9 protein-coding genes are annotated in these 14,816 nt (G+C 64.5%); 5 read left to right on the forward strand and 4 right to left on the reverse strand.

Annotation, left to right across the window (positions count from 1 at the left end; translation table 11 throughout):
- Window positions 1-80: 80 nt before the first annotated feature.
- The 4 genes from NKH49_RS09855 to nagA are packed head-to-tail and all read left to right on the forward strand — an operon-like array spanning window position 81 to window position 3,962.
- The gene (locus NKH49_RS09855) at window positions 81-962 is read left to right on the forward strand and encodes a glucosamine kinase nucleotide-binding domain-containing protein (protein ID WP_352614240.1); all 882 of its coding nucleotides are present in this window, start codon (window positions 81-83) and stop codon (window positions 960-962) included.
- Window positions 959-1,741, forward strand: coding sequence for a GntR family transcriptional regulator (locus NKH49_RS09860; protein ID WP_352472800.1), 783 nt, complete (start codon window positions 959-961; stop codon window positions 1,739-1,741). Before NKH49_RS09855 ends, NKH49_RS09860 begins: the two co-directional genes overlap by 4 nt.
- Window positions 1,738-2,769: an SIS domain-containing protein gene (locus NKH49_RS09865; protein ID WP_352614239.1), complete on the forward strand. Its 1,032-nt coding sequence runs from the start codon at window positions 1,738-1,740 to the stop codon at window positions 2,767-2,769. Before NKH49_RS09860 ends, NKH49_RS09865 begins: the two co-directional genes overlap by 4 nt.
- Window positions 2,766-3,962: an N-acetylglucosamine-6-phosphate deacetylase gene (gene nagA, locus NKH49_RS09870; protein WP_352614238.1), complete on the forward strand. Its 1,197-nt coding sequence runs from the start codon at window positions 2,766-2,768 to the stop codon at window positions 3,960-3,962. The genes NKH49_RS09865 and nagA overlap by 4 nt, the downstream gene beginning before the upstream one ends.
- Here nagA and NKH49_RS09875 read toward each other — a convergent pair.
- The 4 genes from NKH49_RS09875 to NKH49_RS09890 form a co-directional block, all read right to left on the reverse strand.
- Window positions 3,935-5,464, reverse strand: a complete 1,530-nt coding sequence (locus tag NKH49_RS09875) for a malonate--CoA ligase (protein ID WP_352614237.1) — start codon at window positions 5,462-5,464, stop codon at window positions 3,935-3,937. The two genes, nagA and NKH49_RS09875, sit on opposite strands and share 28 nt — an antisense overlap.
- A 40-nt stretch (window positions 5,465-5,504) precedes the next feature.
- The gene (gene rpe / locus NKH49_RS09880) at window positions 5,505-6,182 is read right to left on the reverse strand and encodes a ribulose-phosphate 3-epimerase (RefSeq protein WP_352472804.1); all 678 of its coding nucleotides are present in this window, start codon (window positions 6,180-6,182) and stop codon (window positions 5,505-5,507) included.
- Window positions 6,183-6,400: 218 nt separating this feature from the next.
- A complete protein-coding gene (locus NKH49_RS09885; RefSeq protein ID WP_352925976.1) occupies window positions 6,401-10,180 on the reverse strand; it encodes a DUF7929 domain-containing protein in 3,780 nt (1,259 codons plus the stop codon).
- A gap of 10 nt (window positions 10,181-10,190) precedes the next feature.
- Complete coding sequence (locus tag NKH49_RS09890; protein ID WP_352925978.1) at window positions 10,191-12,155, reverse strand: hypothetical protein; 1,965 nt, start codon at window positions 12,153-12,155, stop codon at window positions 10,191-10,193.
- A 570-nt stretch (window positions 12,156-12,725) separates the two neighbouring features.
- On the opposite strand from NKH49_RS09890, the gene dnaK reads away from it, so the two are divergent.
- Window positions 12,726-14,642 carry a molecular chaperone DnaK gene (gene dnaK, locus NKH49_RS09895; RefSeq protein WP_023679851.1) on the forward strand — a complete coding sequence of 639 codons (1,917 nt, stop codon included), beginning with the start codon at window positions 12,726-12,728 and terminating at the stop codon, window positions 14,640-14,642.
- The last annotated feature ends 174 nt before the right edge of the window (window positions 14,643-14,816 follow it).

Raw genomic sequence — 14,816 nt, forward strand, 5'->3', positions numbered from 1 at the left:
CGCCTTAACTTTTTTGAAACGGAAATTAATCCTTGGCTATTGGTATTTTATTGGTATTATCCGCCCGGAGGAGAAATCGCGTGAAATTCGTGCTCGGCATCGATGGCGGCGGCACCAGCTGCAGGGCGGCCCTTGCAACGGCCGACGGCATCGTCCTCGGCCGCGCCAAAAGCGGCGCCGCCAACATCCGAACCGATCTCACCGGCGCCAGGACGAATATCGTCGACGCAGCGCAGCAGGCCTTTGTCGCCGCGGGCAGGGATCCCGCACTGATCCCGCAAACTCCGGCCGTTCTCGGTCTTGCCGGCGCCAATGTCGGCACCTACCGGCAGCAGCTCGAAGCAATCCTGCCGTTTCGCATCAGCCGTGTCGAGACCGACGCCGAGATCGCGCTGGAAGGCGCGGTTGGCTCCGGCGACGGCGCCATGGCCATACTCGGCACGGGCACCGCCTATATGGCACGCAAACAAGGCAAGTCGCGCGCCATCGGCGGCTGGGGGTTCCAGGTCGGTGACCAGGGCAGCGGCGCCCGTATCGGCCGCGACCTGCTCGAGCAGACGCTGCTCGCCTATGACGGCATCCGCCAGGGATCACCGCTGACGGAGACCATGCTCGCCATCTTCCGCAACAATCCCGAGGATCTGGTCGAATTCACCACCAACGCCAAGCCCGGCGATTTCGGCGGCTTCGCGCCCAAGGTGTTCGAACATGCCGAAAAAGGCGACGTCGTCGCTATCTGGATCCTCGACAAGGCGGTCGCCGATGTCGAAGCAGCGCTTGGCGTGCTCGACCTGGGCGGCGGCGATCGGCTCTGCCTGCTCGGCGGGTTGGCGCCGCTTTACGCGCCGCGCCTGTCGGCCCGCTACCGGGCGCTGCTGAAACCGCCGCTCGACGACGCGCTGGGCGGCGCGGTTCAGATGGCGGCTCGGATTTTCGCAAACACGGCGGAGGCAGCTCGATGAGTGAGGCCGCCGACCAGATATTCGCGGCGCTGAAACAATCGTCGCAGAGTGGCGCGCCGCTCTATCTACAGCTCAGGAAGAGTATCGAGGATGCGGTCAAACGCGGGCTGATCGGACCTGGCGATGCGCTGCCTTCCGAGCGCGACATCGCTAGCAAGGCCGACATTTCGCGCGTCACCGTGCGCAAGGCGGTGCAGGACCTGGTCAAGGGCGGCATCCTCGTCCAGCGCCATGGTTCCGGTACCTTCGTTGCGCCACGTATGGAGCGCGTCGAGCAGTCGCTGTCGATGCTGACCTCGTTTACCGAGGACATGGCACGGCGCGGCATGGCGGTGCGTTCGGCTTGGCTCGACCGCGGCCTCTATCCGCCGTCGCCCGACGAGATGATGGTGCTCGGCCTGGCGTCGAACGAATTGGTGGCGCGCGTGGCGCGCCTTCGTATCGCCAACGACACGCCGCTGGCGATCGAGCGCGCCTCGCTATCGACAAGCGTGCTGCCCGATCCGGCGGCGATTGGTTCGTCGCTCTACGCCGCGTTGGAAAAGACCGGCAACAGGCCGGTGCGGGCGGTGCAGCGCATTTCCGCCACCAATCTCGGCGATAGCGACGCACAGCTGCTGGAAGTGCCGCCGGGCATTGCCGGCCTGCACATCGAGCGTATCTCCTATCTGGCGAGCGGCAAGGTGATCGAGTTTACCCGCTCCATCTACAGGGGCGACGCCTATGATTTTGTCGCCGAACTCCGGCTGAGCGGGCCGGGCGAAGAGGGCCGGCCATGACCGCGACAACGACCCATATGCGGCGCGAGATCGAGGAGATCCCGGAGGCCACCGCCCGTCTGCTCGATGGCTCGGCCGCGGTGCTGACGGAAGCTGGACGCGGCATTCGCGAGCGCGACCCGAATTTCGTCGTCACCGTGGCGCGCGGCTCGTCCGACCATGCCGCGACCTTCATGAAATATGCCGTGGAGTTGACCGCCGGGCTGGCGGTTGCATCGGTCGGCCCGTCGATCGCCTCGATCTATGGCGCCAAGCTGAAGCTGGGCGGCTCGGCCTGCCTGGCGATCTCGCAGTCCGGCAAGAGCCCGGACATCGTTGCAATGGCGCAAGCGGCGAGGACCGGCGGTTCGCTGACCGTCGCCATCACCAACACCGCCGATTCGCCGCTGGCGCGGGCTTCGGACTACGCGATCGACATCCTGGCCGGACCGGAGCGCAGCGTCGCGGCGACGAAGACCTTCGTCAATTCAGCCGTCGCCGGACTCGCCTTGATGGCGCATTGCACCGGCGACGAGAAACTCCTGGTGGCGCTCGCGCGCTTGCCGGAGCATTTTCGCAAGGCGATCGCCTGCGACTGGATGGCGCTGGCCGGGGCGCTGGAGACGCAAAAGTCGCTGTTCATTCTCGGTCGCGGCCCGTCGGCGGCGATCGCCAACGAGGCGGCGCTGAAATTCAAGGAAACCTGCGCCATGCATGCGGAAGCCTATAGTGCCGCCGAGGTCATGCACGGCCCGCTGGCGCTGGTCGGTCCCGGTTTCCCGGTGCTGGCGCTGGCTGCTCGCGATGCGTCCGAGCCATCGGTGGCCGATGCCGCCGACAGCCTGGCCGGCAAGGGCGCTGCCGTCTTTGTGACGTCGAACAAGGCAAAGAGCGCTCAGCGCCTGCCGCATGTCGCAACCGGTCATCCGCTGACCGACCCGCTGACGCTGATCGTGTCGTTCTATGGTTTCGTCGAGGCTTTTGCCCGCCATCGCGGCCTCGACCCCGACACGCCGCCCAATCTGCGCAAGGTAACGGAAACCCTATGAGCGACCGTTTTGCCCTTACTGGCGCCCGGATTTTCGATGGCGACGACTGGCACGACAATGCGGCGCTTGTCGTGCGCGACGGCCTCGTCGAGGCCATTGTTGCCGCCGGTGCCATTCCATCCGATGTTGCGCGTATCGAGACCGGCGGCGGCATGCTGGCGCCTGGCTTCGTCGATCTGCAGGTCAATGGCGGCGGCGGCGTCATGCTCAACGACCATCCGGACGTCGCCTCGATCGAGACCATCTGCCGGGCGCACGCACCCTTCGGCACGGCGGCGCTGTTGCCGACGCTGATCACCGACACGTCCGAGATCACCGCCGCGGCGGTTGCGGCCGGAGCCGAAGCGGCACGGAGGAAGGTGCCGGGGTTCCTGGGCCTGCACCTCGAAGGGCCGCATCTGTCGATCGCCCGCAAGGGCGCACATGACCCGGGTTTGATCCGGCCGATGCTAGACTCCGACCAGACGATGCTGATCGCCGCACGGAAAAACCTGCCCGTGCTGCTGACGACGGTGGCGCCCGAATCCGTCGAGCCCAGCCAGGTGTCGGCGCTTAGCAAGGCCGGCATTGTCGTCAGCATCGGCCATTCCGATACCGGCTATGCCACGGCTCGCGCCTTTGCCGAGGCCGGCGCAACGGTGGTCACCCATCTGTTCAATGCGATGAGCCAGATCGGCAATCGCGAGCCGGGGCTGGCGGGCGCCGCAATCGATACAGGCACATTCTATGCCGGCATCATCGCCGACGGTATCCATGTCGATCCGGCCACCATGGCCATCGCCTTGCGCGCCAAGCAGGGGCCGGGCAAGATCCTGCTCGTTACCGATGCCATGGCGACGATCGGCACCGACATGACCTCGTTCACGCTGAACGGCCGCACCATCCACCGCAAGGATGGCAGGCTGACACTTGCCGACGGCACGCTGGCGGGCGCGGATCTCGACATGATTTCCGCAGTGCGCTTCATGCACCGCGTCGTCGGCCTCGACCTCGACGAAGCCTTGCGCATGGCCTCGCTCTATCCGGCGCAGGCGATCGGCCAGTCGCACCGGCTCGGGCGCTTCGCCAACGGTACCGCGGCCAACATCGTTTCGCTGTCGGACGATCTGGACATTAAAAGCGTCTGGATCGATGGTGCCAGGGTTTTTGCAGGCAGCCCTGCTTGTCAGGGTTGGCCGGCTTTGGACGTATAGAGGTCCTTGTAGGCTTCGCGCAGCAGGTTCTTCTGCACCTTGCCCATCGTGTTGCGCGGCAGTTCGTCGACGAAGATCACCCGTTTCGGATGCTTGTACCTGGCGAGGTGCCCGGCGATGGCCTCGACGATCGCTGCGGCGCTGATGGTCGAGCCTGGCGCCCTCACCACGACAGCGGTGACGCCTTCGCCGAAATCCGGATGGGCAACGCCGATGACAGCGCTTTCGGCGACGCCAGGCAGAGCGTCGATCTCGCTCTCGACTTCCTTTGGATAGATATTGTAGCCGCCGGAAATGATCAGGTCCTTGCCGCGGCCGACGATGTGGACATAGCCGTCAGCATCGATCAGTCCGAGATCGCCGGTGATGAAGAAACCGTCGTCACGGAACTCCGCTTTGGTCTTTTCCGGCATGCGCCAGTAGCCGCAAAAGACATTGGGACCCCTCACCTCGATCATGCCGACATCGCCCTTGGCAAGTGTTTCGCCGCTCTCGGGGTCGGTGATGCGCAGGGAAACGCCGGTCAGGGGAAACCCGACCGTGCCGGCACGCTTCTCGCCATCATAAGGATTCGACGTGTTCATGTTGGTCTCGGTCATGCCGTAGCGCTCGAGGATGGCGTGGCCGGTGCGCTCTCGCCAGGCTCTGTGCGTCTCGGCCAAAAGCGGCGCCGAGCCGGAAATGAACAGGCGGATGTTTTTCGCCGCTTGCCGGTTCAAACCGTCCTGCTGCAGCAGGCGGACGTAGAATGTCGGCACGCCCATCAGCACGGTGGCCCGCGGCAGCAGCGAGACGATGCGGGCCGGGTCGAATTTGGTTTCGAACAGCATCCAGGCGCCGGCCATCAGGACGACATTGGTGGCGACGAAAAGGCCATGCGTGTGGAAAACCGGCAGCGCGTGAATCAGCACGTCTGCGGCAGTGAAGCGCCAGAGGTCGACCAGCACCCGCGCATTGGAGGCGAGGTTTTCGTGGCTGAGCATGGCGCCTTTCGAACGGCCGGTGGTGCCGGATGTGTAGAGGATCGCAGCAAGGTCGTCCGGTCCGCGCGCCACGTCGTGGAAGTCCACGGCCGTCTCGGAGGCGCGATCGGTCAACGAACCCTCGCCCTTGCTGCCGAGTGTCGCGACCGCAGCGCCCGAGGCCTGCGCCAAAACGCCGATCTCGGTCACTCGCGCCGGGTCGCAGACGATCAGTCGTGGTTCGGCATCCCTGAAGAAATAGTCGAGCTCGGTCAGCGTATAGGCGGTGTTGAGCGGCAGGAAGATCGCGCCGGCACGCAGGCAAGCGAGATAAAGGAAAATGGCCTCCGGGCTCTTCTCGACCTGAACGGCGACGCGGTCGCCGGCTTCGACGCCCAGCTGCGACAGCACATGTGCCAGTTGAGCGGAGCGCGCCAGCATTTCGCCATAGCTGATCGAGCTCCCGTCATCTGCCTCCATCAAAAGGCGTCCGGGCGTGGGCATCCGGGCACGGAAAGCATCGAACAGATGGTTGCTCAAAAGTTCCCCCGAGCGGCTGTCTCCGGCCGGACGGCGGCGGTCAGCCGGCCGCCTTGTCCGCCGCTGCCCTGATTGCCTCGATGTTTGCCCGATAGGCTGCGACGCTGCCGCCCTTGAAAATGGCCGCACCGGCGACCAGCACGCTGGCGCCGGCGGCGGTGACCAGGGGCGCAGTTTCCGGCGAAATGCCGCCGTCGATCTCGATCCGGATCGGCCTGTCACCGATCAGCGCCTTCACCCGCTTCACCTTGTCTACGATCGCCGGAATGAAGGCCTGGCCGCCGAAGCCCGGATTGACCGTCATGATCAGGATAAGATCGAGCCGGTCGAGCACGTATTCGATCATCGTCTCCGGTGTCGCGGGGTTGAGTGACACGCCGGCCTTCTTGCCAAGGTTTTTGACCGTTTGCAGCGACCGGTCGAGATGTGGCCCGGCTTCGGCGTGCACTGTGATGCCATCGCAGCCGGCCTCTGCGAAGGCGGCCAGATAGGGGTCGGCCGGGGCGATCATCAGATGGCAGTCGAAGAAAGCCTTGGTGCGGTTGCGGATCGCCTTGATCACCGGTGGCCCGAAGGTGATGTTCGGGACGAAATGCCCGTCCATGACGTCGAGGTGGATCCAGTCGGCGCCGGCGGCCGCCACCGCCTCGACCTCGTCGCCGAGCTTCGAGAAATCGGAAGCCAGCACCGATGGCGCGATCAGGGTTTTTTTGCTCATGACGCGGTTTTCCCGAACGCCTCGGTTTACGGCCCCTCTGTATCGCCTGCCTAGACCATGAGTCGAGTCCGGAAGTGGAAGCCGGTTTGTCCTTCCGCTGATGCCACGGCTTCAGGTTTTCGCTGCTCTTTCATCTGCCAGCCAAAGAAAAACCCGCCGGATCGCTCCGGCGGGGTTTTCTTGATCGAATGATCACCGTTTGAAGTTCGCGCGCGATCCTATTGCTCGAGCTGCGGCTTGCGCCTTGGCAGCTGCTGAAGAACATCTGGATTCAGCAGCAGGCTCGGTTTGCGGATCGGCTGGCACTGGCCATTAATCGGCCGCGCGCCCGGTGCGCACTCCAGCCGTGGTTTGCGGCAGGCGCCGTCGCGCAGCTCTGTCCCACGCGGGCAGACGCAAACGCCACGCTTGTTGTGGATCTGGCCTGGTATCGAGCACTCCACCACAACAGGCTTCTTGCGCCTGCAGGCATTGCCTTGCACTTCCGTGCCTTTTGGGCAGACGCAATCGCCTCCGGCGTCGTGGATCTGGCCGCGGATGGTGCACTGCTCCGGCTTCGGCTGGATTGGCCGGCAGACATTGCCCCTGACTTCCGTACCCCGCGGGCAGACGCAATCGCCAGCGGCGTTATGGATCTGGCCCCGAATGGTGCACTGCTCGGGTTTCGGCTGGATTGGCCGGCAGACATTGCCCCTGACTTCCGTGCCCCGCGGGCAGACGCAATCGCCTGCGGCGTTATGGATCTGGCCCCGAATGGTGCACTGCTCGGGTTTCGGCTGGATTGGCCGGCAGGCATTGCCTTTGACTTCGGTGCCCCGCGGGCAGACGCAATCGCCGGCAGCGTCGTGGATCTGGCCACGGACGGTGCACTGCTCGGGCTGCGGCTTGCTGCCCACGCAAGCGCCGTTCTCCAGCTCGGTTCCGCGCGGACAGACGCAGCGTCCGTCTTCGGTACGGATCTGGCCTTTGAGCAGAACGCAAGGTTTTGGCTTCGGCACGATGACCGTGCCGCCCCCGGAAGAGCATTGGCCATTGCGGAAGGTCGTGCCGGGCGGGCAGACGCAGTTGCCGGCGTCGTTCATGACGAAGCCTTGCGAGCATTCCTTCTTCACCTCATTCATAATGGTGAAGGGATGGCAGGCATAGGCCTTGCCGCGATCACCCTGCACGTCGGCCGCACCGCGGGACAGCACGTCGCCACCGCCTTGCACCGGCGTGTTCGGAGACAGCATGCCGACGCAGTTCTGGCCGTTGACAATGCCCTGCAGATTGGCCAGACGGCCGTCGTCGGGAATAGTCACGGTCACTGTGTGCACGTGGCTTTCCCCGGCGCCGAGCGTGAGTTGGGCGATGCAGGACAGAGGCAAGATTGCCGGCTCCGGCAAGCAGCCGAAGGGCGGATCGATCGAGGTGATCGCAACGCCTTCCAGCCGGCCGAGGCCTTCGACGCCGATCGCATCGCCGAGGCGAACCGGACCGGAGAAGGCGCTCGCGCCATCGTTCGTGATGGCGATCTCGAACGAGCAGGGCTGGCCGGGCTTGCACTCGGCATCACCGGTCTTCTCGACGCGGATGGTCGAGGCGCCGCTGCCCTTGGCGCAGGCCTGGCCGATCGGATAGACGATGTCGTCTCCCGGAGCCGGGCCGTAGGAGCCGCGTGCGCAGTTCTCGAATTCGCCGTTCGCGGCAACCGTCACGTCGAAATGGCGGCTGGTTCCAGGCGTCATGACGGCGCCGGGAATCTGGCACGACAGCGCATTGGCCGGAACCGGTCCGCAAGCCCATTCCGCGCCGTCTGGGGTGACGGTCTGGATCTGGACCGGCGCTCCGCCGGCTATCAGCGTCGCGGCATCGTTGACCCGTACCGGACCGGTCGGGGCAGTGGTGCCGAGACTGATGACGGTAATGCGGCAGGAAACGACCGCAGCACCGGCCAGCGAACCATTGCAAACCTTGGTGATGCGCAGGGCCGGCTGGCCGGCATTCGGATGACGGATGCGTTCCTTGGCGCAGGCCCTGTTGTTGGTGATGTCGTTCTCACCGGGAATAGCTTTCACCTCGGCGCAGTTCTCGACACTGTCGGGCCGGTAGTTGGCCGGCATCACCGCCCTGACGAAGATCGGCGTCGAGGCGCCAGGCAACAGCACGATGCCGGCATTGTCGCAGCGGAACTGGCCGGGGCCGTTCGGTCCGCATGTCCATGGCGGCGTCGGGCCGAAGGTCGAGGATGCCGGCACGCCGCCCGGATAGGTATCGACGACCGTCAGCGGCCCATTATAGGGGACGCTGCCATTGTTGATTATGTCGACCACGAAGGTGCAGACGCCATCGGCCGAACAGAATTCGGTGCGGGCGCGCTTCTTCAGGATCAGGTCGACCTTCTTCTCCACCGGCGGCCGGCAGTTGCGGTCACGATCGCCACGCCGGCAGACCGGGATCGAAGCACAGCCGCGATCGTTTTGCTGGCTGCCGAAAAGCGGCTTGCCGCTGGCGCCGTAATTGTAAGTGGCGCAGTTGCGCAAGGCGCTGCCTCGCCAGCCTGCGGCCGGCTTGAAGCCGAGCTTGAGGTCGACAGAGGCACCCGGATTGAGCGTGGTCACCGGATGAGTGCAAATCATCGGGGTGGTTCCAGGCGCGCAGACCCAAGGCGGGTTCGGCCCTGAATCGAGGGTGGAGCCAGCCGGCAGGGTGACTTCGTTGAGCACGATCTTGCCGTGGTAGGGTGCATCGCCGACATTGGTGACCCTGATGGTGAAGTCGCAGCCGCCACCCACCGTGCAACGTTGCACGTCGGCGCGCTTTTCGACTTTCAGATCCGGTTCCTTGTCCTTCGGTGGGCAGCGCTGATCACGCGGGATGACGATATCGACAGTCTGCGTACAGCACAGGCCCCACCCCTCCCTCGGGCCGGCATAGGTTTCGACACCGGTGACGATGATGTGGATGACGTCGCCGGGTGAAGCGCCGACGATCTTCCAATTGAGCACACCGCCGCCCGCCGGCACCAATTGCGTGTCGGGAATGATGGTGATGCCGGGTGTCGTCGTCGAAAGCTGCACCCATTTGCCAGCCATCTCCGGGCCGACCGGCATGTGGTAGATGAAGGCGCCGCCGCCGGGCACGCAATCGACCGTGCCGCGCTCCACCTTGAAGCATTCCTTGCCGGGAGGTGGAGGCGGCGGGTTGCACCTGGTGACGTCGATCTTGATCGACGCCTTTGCACCCGTGAGATAATTGCCGTCGTCCGGCTTGCCCGGATCCTGCGACAGGATTTCGATGCCGGCGCCGCGTTCGCGGCTGACCTTGACCACGCCCTGGTTGTGAACGGTCGTCGGCGACGGAAACGCCGCATGGTCAATCTTGGCGGTGATCTGGAACGTGACGACGCGCTCGTTCGCAGCGCCGATGCCGTCGAGATCGCTGGCGGAAATCCGGAAATCGGGTACCGTCGCGGTATCGTCCGGTGTAGCCGAACTGCTGATCGCAGCAGCGGGCAGCGGTCCGCCGGACGCATCGGTGCCGTCGCCGGTCACATGCACGCCGACGATGCGCAGGCCGTGCGGGAGCTGGTCCCTGAAATCGAGCCTGACCTTTTTCAGCATGGCGGCGAGGTCCGGGCTGGCAAAACCCTGCGGATTGCCGCGCAAGCCAAAGCTCAGCGAGTATACGACATAGTCGCAGCCTCTCTGGGTGCCTTTCTTGGTGAAGAAGGGCACGATCCGGCCCGGCTCCGGATTGACGATGCGAGGATTGTCAAAATCGAGCTTGGTATCGGGAATGACAGTGCCCGCATCGGCAGGCTTGGTCTTGGCCGGAGCAAGGTCTTCAGCGAAGCCTTGCAGCGGGCTCAGCATGGCGACCGCGATACCGGCCGCCATCAGCCAGCGCGCGCCGCGCCTGGCGAGTGACAGGGGTTTCACGATGGTCTCCATGACGAATGATTGTTTGCCGGTTGACTGGCTGCTTGTCGCAGGCGGGAAAAATGCGAGATTGCTCATCTTCCCCTCCTCACGGCTCGCAGCTGACGGCTGGGGTTCTGAGCGGCAAGGTCATCTTGCAGCAAGGATAGTAGCCACCCTTGTCGCTATCGGACTGCCTGTAGAAGCAGAGCCCGACATCGACCGTATCGCCAGGGTAATGGCCGGTGATGCCGATCGTGTATGGCGCGCCGGGCGCATGCGACAGAGGTGAAGTCACCCCAACGCCAGGCGTCCTGGACAGAGCCTTGATCGAATCGCCGCCAAAGCCGGCATGGTCATGGAGATAGAGATCGGCCTCGAGGCCGGAGGGCGTGCAGAAATACCTGACATCCTCGACATCGAGGCAAGGAGGCAGATTGCCGGGGGGCGGAAAGTCCGGCGGATAGAACGGTGGCAGATAGCCGCCCGGCACCTGCTCGTAATAGCCGGCACGGCCTTCGCAGGGGCGCCAGACCTCGACGTCGCCGACATGGCCTTCGACTTCCGGGTCTTCGAAATAATTGTCGAAGTCGACGAACCACGAGCCGAAAGGCGGCATGTTGGCCGGCTTGACCAGTGCCGTCGGCGTGATTTGCACGCCGTGCACGGCGAGCGGCCCGCCGGCTGCGAGTTGTTCGGCAAGCTCCGGGTTGTCGCGCAACTTGTCGCCGGTATCGACCAGCGTGTCGGTGCAGACGCCGGTATCGAGATTGCCTTCGGCATCGTAGCCATATTGCAGGTCGAGGCCGCCGGCCGACTGTCGGTTGTTTTGCGGGAAGCCGACCGCATATTCCTGCGGCACTTCCACCCAGGCCGATTCCGTCGCCGGATCGTCCGGATTTTCGCGCCAGTAGCGGATGACCTCACCCTTGCCGGAATCGGCGAACTGGCTGTAGTCGTAGCGGTTCTCCACCGGGCCGCGCTGGGCCAGGTACATGAAGCCTTCGTTGTCGAAGGCGATGTCGGTGACCGCGTAATCCTTGTCGGCCTTGACCGTCAGTTCCCAGCGCGGGTCGCCGGCGAAACTGCCGTCGCCGGCAACGCCCACCGACCAGATCTCCGCCTTATCACCGACCGAATAATAGAGCCGGCCGCCACGATAGGCGACCGACCAGACGCGGCGCTCGTCCTGCGTGTAGCCCCAGCTGTCGGGGTCCTCGCTGTCGAAGGCACCACCCTGGATGTCCATCACCGAGCCGTCGTCGGCAAGGGCGGCAAGCCCGTGCGCCGGGCGGCCGGCTATGCCGTGGTCGAACGTGTCGAGCAGCGCGCCATTGGCGTCGATGCGGTGGATGAGGCCGGTGTCGAGATCGCTGGCGAAGAACTGGCGGTGGATATTGTCGAACGTGACGTCGCCGATGCCGGGACCGCTATTGGCGTCGATATCGGCGAATTTCGAGACGGCGCCGGTGATGCCATCGATCTTCCAGATCGTTCCGGGGCCGCCGCCGTTTTCGGTGCCGAACTGGCCGTCCATGAAGACAGCGTCAGCCGTGCCGCGGCGCTGCCGCCGCTCCGGCCGGCCGTCGGCATCGCCGTCTGGCGTGACTATGCGGATGCCGTGCAGCGACGTGGCGCCGGCATAGAGGTTTGGAATGGCCGATGGAACGCCGTCGCGCACGCCGTCGTCGTAGGTGATGCCGAACACCTGGCCGATTTGCCCGGCTGTGACCTCGAACGGTGGCGGGGTGAAGACCAATTGGCCAGACGCCGGCCCGCCCAGCCTTGAGACGTCGAAGATGCGCAAGGTCGCGCGCGCCGTGTCGATGAAGGTTTCGTCGACGGGATCGACGCCCGGCGGCAGGCCTTCCTCGAAATTTGGAATGATGGTGCCGGAGAATCCGGTCATTGCCATCGAGCCGGGATAGATGATCCGGGTTTCCTGAGCCTGGGCCGAGCCACCGAGCCAGAGCCCAGCGGCGAGCGCCAGGATCGACAATCCGCTGGCAGCCTGGATGGCGCGGCGCAAACGGCCGGCACGAGAGCGCACGAACGCGCCGTGGTCGCAAGACATGGATCTCCCCCCACAGGTCATGGGAGAAACATCCGGTCCCGGCGCGCAAATCAGGGCAAGGCGCGGCGTTCCGGCACGTTCGTCCCTGATCGAATTGTCTGCTTTCCTCAACGTCACGATACGCCTGCGTCCGCGCAGGGTCAACGGAACCGGCGAAAAGCCCAGCGCATCGACCCGGTCCCGAAGGCGATGGTCGCGCTGAGCTCCTGCTGTTCCCGGAGACCGTGGAGCCTCGGGATCTGTGGTCATGGGGCTTTCCTTTCCGGGGCCGCACCACGCGGCACCTGAGCGTCAGTCGCGGGGCGAGGCGGAAAGGTTCATGGGCCGGGGGCCGGGCCGGCTGGATCACCGCCGAAAATACGGGCCTGCCGGTCCCGAATCCGATCAACCGCGATGAATGGTGAACGCCTTGCGCAGAATGCTTGCGCGCCACGCAGCCTGTTCTTATATACGCGCCAAGCCGTCCAGCGCCGAATGCCGGTTGCCGGAGCGGAATTTCTTGTGAACAGGGGCTTTCGTCGGAACGCCTGTACGGGTCCTGAGAGCCTGCTTAGCGGAGAGATTAGAGAAATGGCAAAAGTAATCGGTATCGATCTGGGAACAACCAACTCCTGTGTCGCCATCATGGACGGCAAGGAATCCAAGGTGATCGAGAATGCGGAAGGCGCCCGCACGACCCCTTCCATCGTCGCCATCAACAGCGACGGCGAGCGCCTCGTCGGCCAGCCGGCCAAGCGCCAGGCGGTTACCAATCCTGAGAACACCATTTTCGCGGTCAAGCGCCTGATCGGCCGCCGCTACGACGATCCGGTGACGGAGAAGGACAAGAAGCTTGTCCCCTACAAGATCGTCAAGGGCGACAATGGCGACGCCTGGGTCGAGGCCGGCGGCAAGAAGCAGTCGCCTAGCCAGATCTCGGCGATGATCCTGCAGAAGATGAAGGAAACGGCGGAGGCCTATCTCGGCGAGAAGGTCGAGAAGGCAGTCATCACCGTTCCGGCCTATTTCAACGACGCCCAGCGCCAGGCGACCAAGGATGCCGGCAAGATCGCCGGCCTCGAAGTGCTGCGCATCATCAACGAGCCGACGGCGGCAGCACTTGCCTATGGACTGGACAAGAAGGAAGGCAAGACGATTGCCGTCTATGACCTTGGCGGCGGCACGTTCGATATTTCGGTGCTCGAAATCGGCGACGGCGTGTTCGAGGTGAAGTCGACCAATGGCGACACCTTCCTCGGGGGCGAGGATTTCGACATGCGTCTGGTCGAATATCTGGCGGCCGAGTTCAAGAAGGAACAGGGCATCGACCTGCGGAACGACAAGCTCGCCCTTCAGCGCCTCAAGGAAGCGGCTGAAAAGGCCAAGATCGAGCTGTCGTCCACCACGCAGACCGAGATCAACCTGCCCTTCATCACCGCCGATGCCACCGGCCCCAAGCACCTGACGCTGAAGCTGACGCGGGCGAAGTTCGAGAGCCTGGTAGAGGATCTCGTCCAGCGCACGATCGATCCTTGCAAGGCGGCACTCAAGGATGCCGGCCTGAAGGCCGGCGAAATCGACGAAGTCGTCCTGGTCGGCGGCATGACCCGTATGCCCAAGATCCAGGAGATCGTGAAGCAGTTCTTCGGCAAGGAGCCGCACAAGGGCGTCAACCCGGATGAGGTCGTCGCGTTGGGCGCCGCTATCCAGGCCGGCGTGCTGCAGGGCGACGTCAAGGACGTGCTGCTGCTCGACGTGACGCCGTTGTCGCTCGGCATCGAGACGCTGGGCGGCGTGTTCACGCGGCTGATCGAACGCAACACGACGATTCCGACAAAGAAGAGCCAGGTGTTCTCCACGGCCGAGGATTCGCAGTCGGCGGTGACCATCCGCGTCTTCCAGGGCGAGCGTGAAATGGCCGCCGACAACAAGGCGCTCGGCCAGTTCGATCTGGTCGGCATCCCGCCTGCGCCGCGCGGCGTGCCGCAGATCGAGGTCACCTTCGACATCGACGCCAACGGCATCGTCAACGTCTCGGCCAAGGACAAGGGCACCGGCAAGGAGCACCAGATCCGCATCCAGGCGTCCGGCGGCCTTTCGGACGCCGACATTGAGAAGATGGTCAAGGACGCCGAGGCCAATGCCGAAGCCGACAAGAAGCGGCGCGCGCTGGTCGAGGCCCGCAACCAGGCCGAGGCGCTGGTGCATTCCTCGGAGAAGTCTCTGAAGGAATACGGCGAGAAGGTTTCCGAGGCCGACCGCACGGCGATTGCCGATGCGATCGCGGCGCTGAAGACCGCTGCCGAAGGCGACGATGTGACCGAGATCGAGGCCAAGACGCAGACGCTCGCCGAAGTCTCGATGAAGCTCGGCCAGGCCATGTACGAGGCTTCACAGAAGGAAGCCGCCGAGGCCGACGCCAAGGCTGATGCCGCCAAGGACAGTGACGTCGTCGATGCCGACTTCGAGGAAATCGACGAAGACGACGAGAAGAAGAAGTCGGCCTGAACCGCCTGACGGTACAGGTAAGGGAGAAAGCCCGGCGCACAGCCGGGCTTTTTTGCAACCCTTTGCCGGAAAAACGCTGCGCTGCCCGAAAAAATGCGGACAAAGCCTCGTAGACACTGGCATCGCGGCTCCATCACACCTAAATCGGAACAGCGTGCCGGCAAACGACGCAAC

This window comes from Mesorhizobium sp. M1088 (genome assembly GCF_040318575.1).
Lineage (GTDB): Bacteria > Pseudomonadota > Alphaproteobacteria > Rhizobiales > Rhizobiaceae > Mesorhizobium.

Coding starts and splice junctions, on each gene's coding strand:
- NKH49_RS09860 (WP_352472800.1), top strand. CDS start 959: ATGAGTGAGGCCGCCGACCAGATATTCGCGGCGCTGAAACAATCGTCG.
- NKH49_RS09865 (WP_352614239.1), top strand. CDS start 1,738: ATGACCGCGACAACGACCCATATGCGGCGCGAGATCGAGGAGATCCCG.
- nagA (WP_352614238.1), top strand. CDS start 2,766: ATGAGCGACCGTTTTGCCCTTACTGGCGCCCGGATTTTCGATGGCGAC.
- rpe (WP_352472804.1), bottom strand. CDS start 6,182: ATGAGCAAAAAAACCCTGATCGCGCCATCGGTGCTGGCTTCCGATTTC.
- NKH49_RS09885 (WP_352925976.1), bottom strand. CDS start 10,180: ATGAGCAATCTCGCATTTTTCCCGCCTGCGACAAGCAGCCAGTCAACC.
- NKH49_RS09890 (WP_352925978.1), bottom strand. CDS start 12,155: ATGTCTTGCGACCACGGCGCGTTCGTGCGCTCTCGTGCCGGCCGTTTG.
- dnaK (WP_023679851.1), top strand. CDS start 12,726: ATGGCAAAAGTAATCGGTATCGATCTGGGAACAACCAACTCCTGTGTC.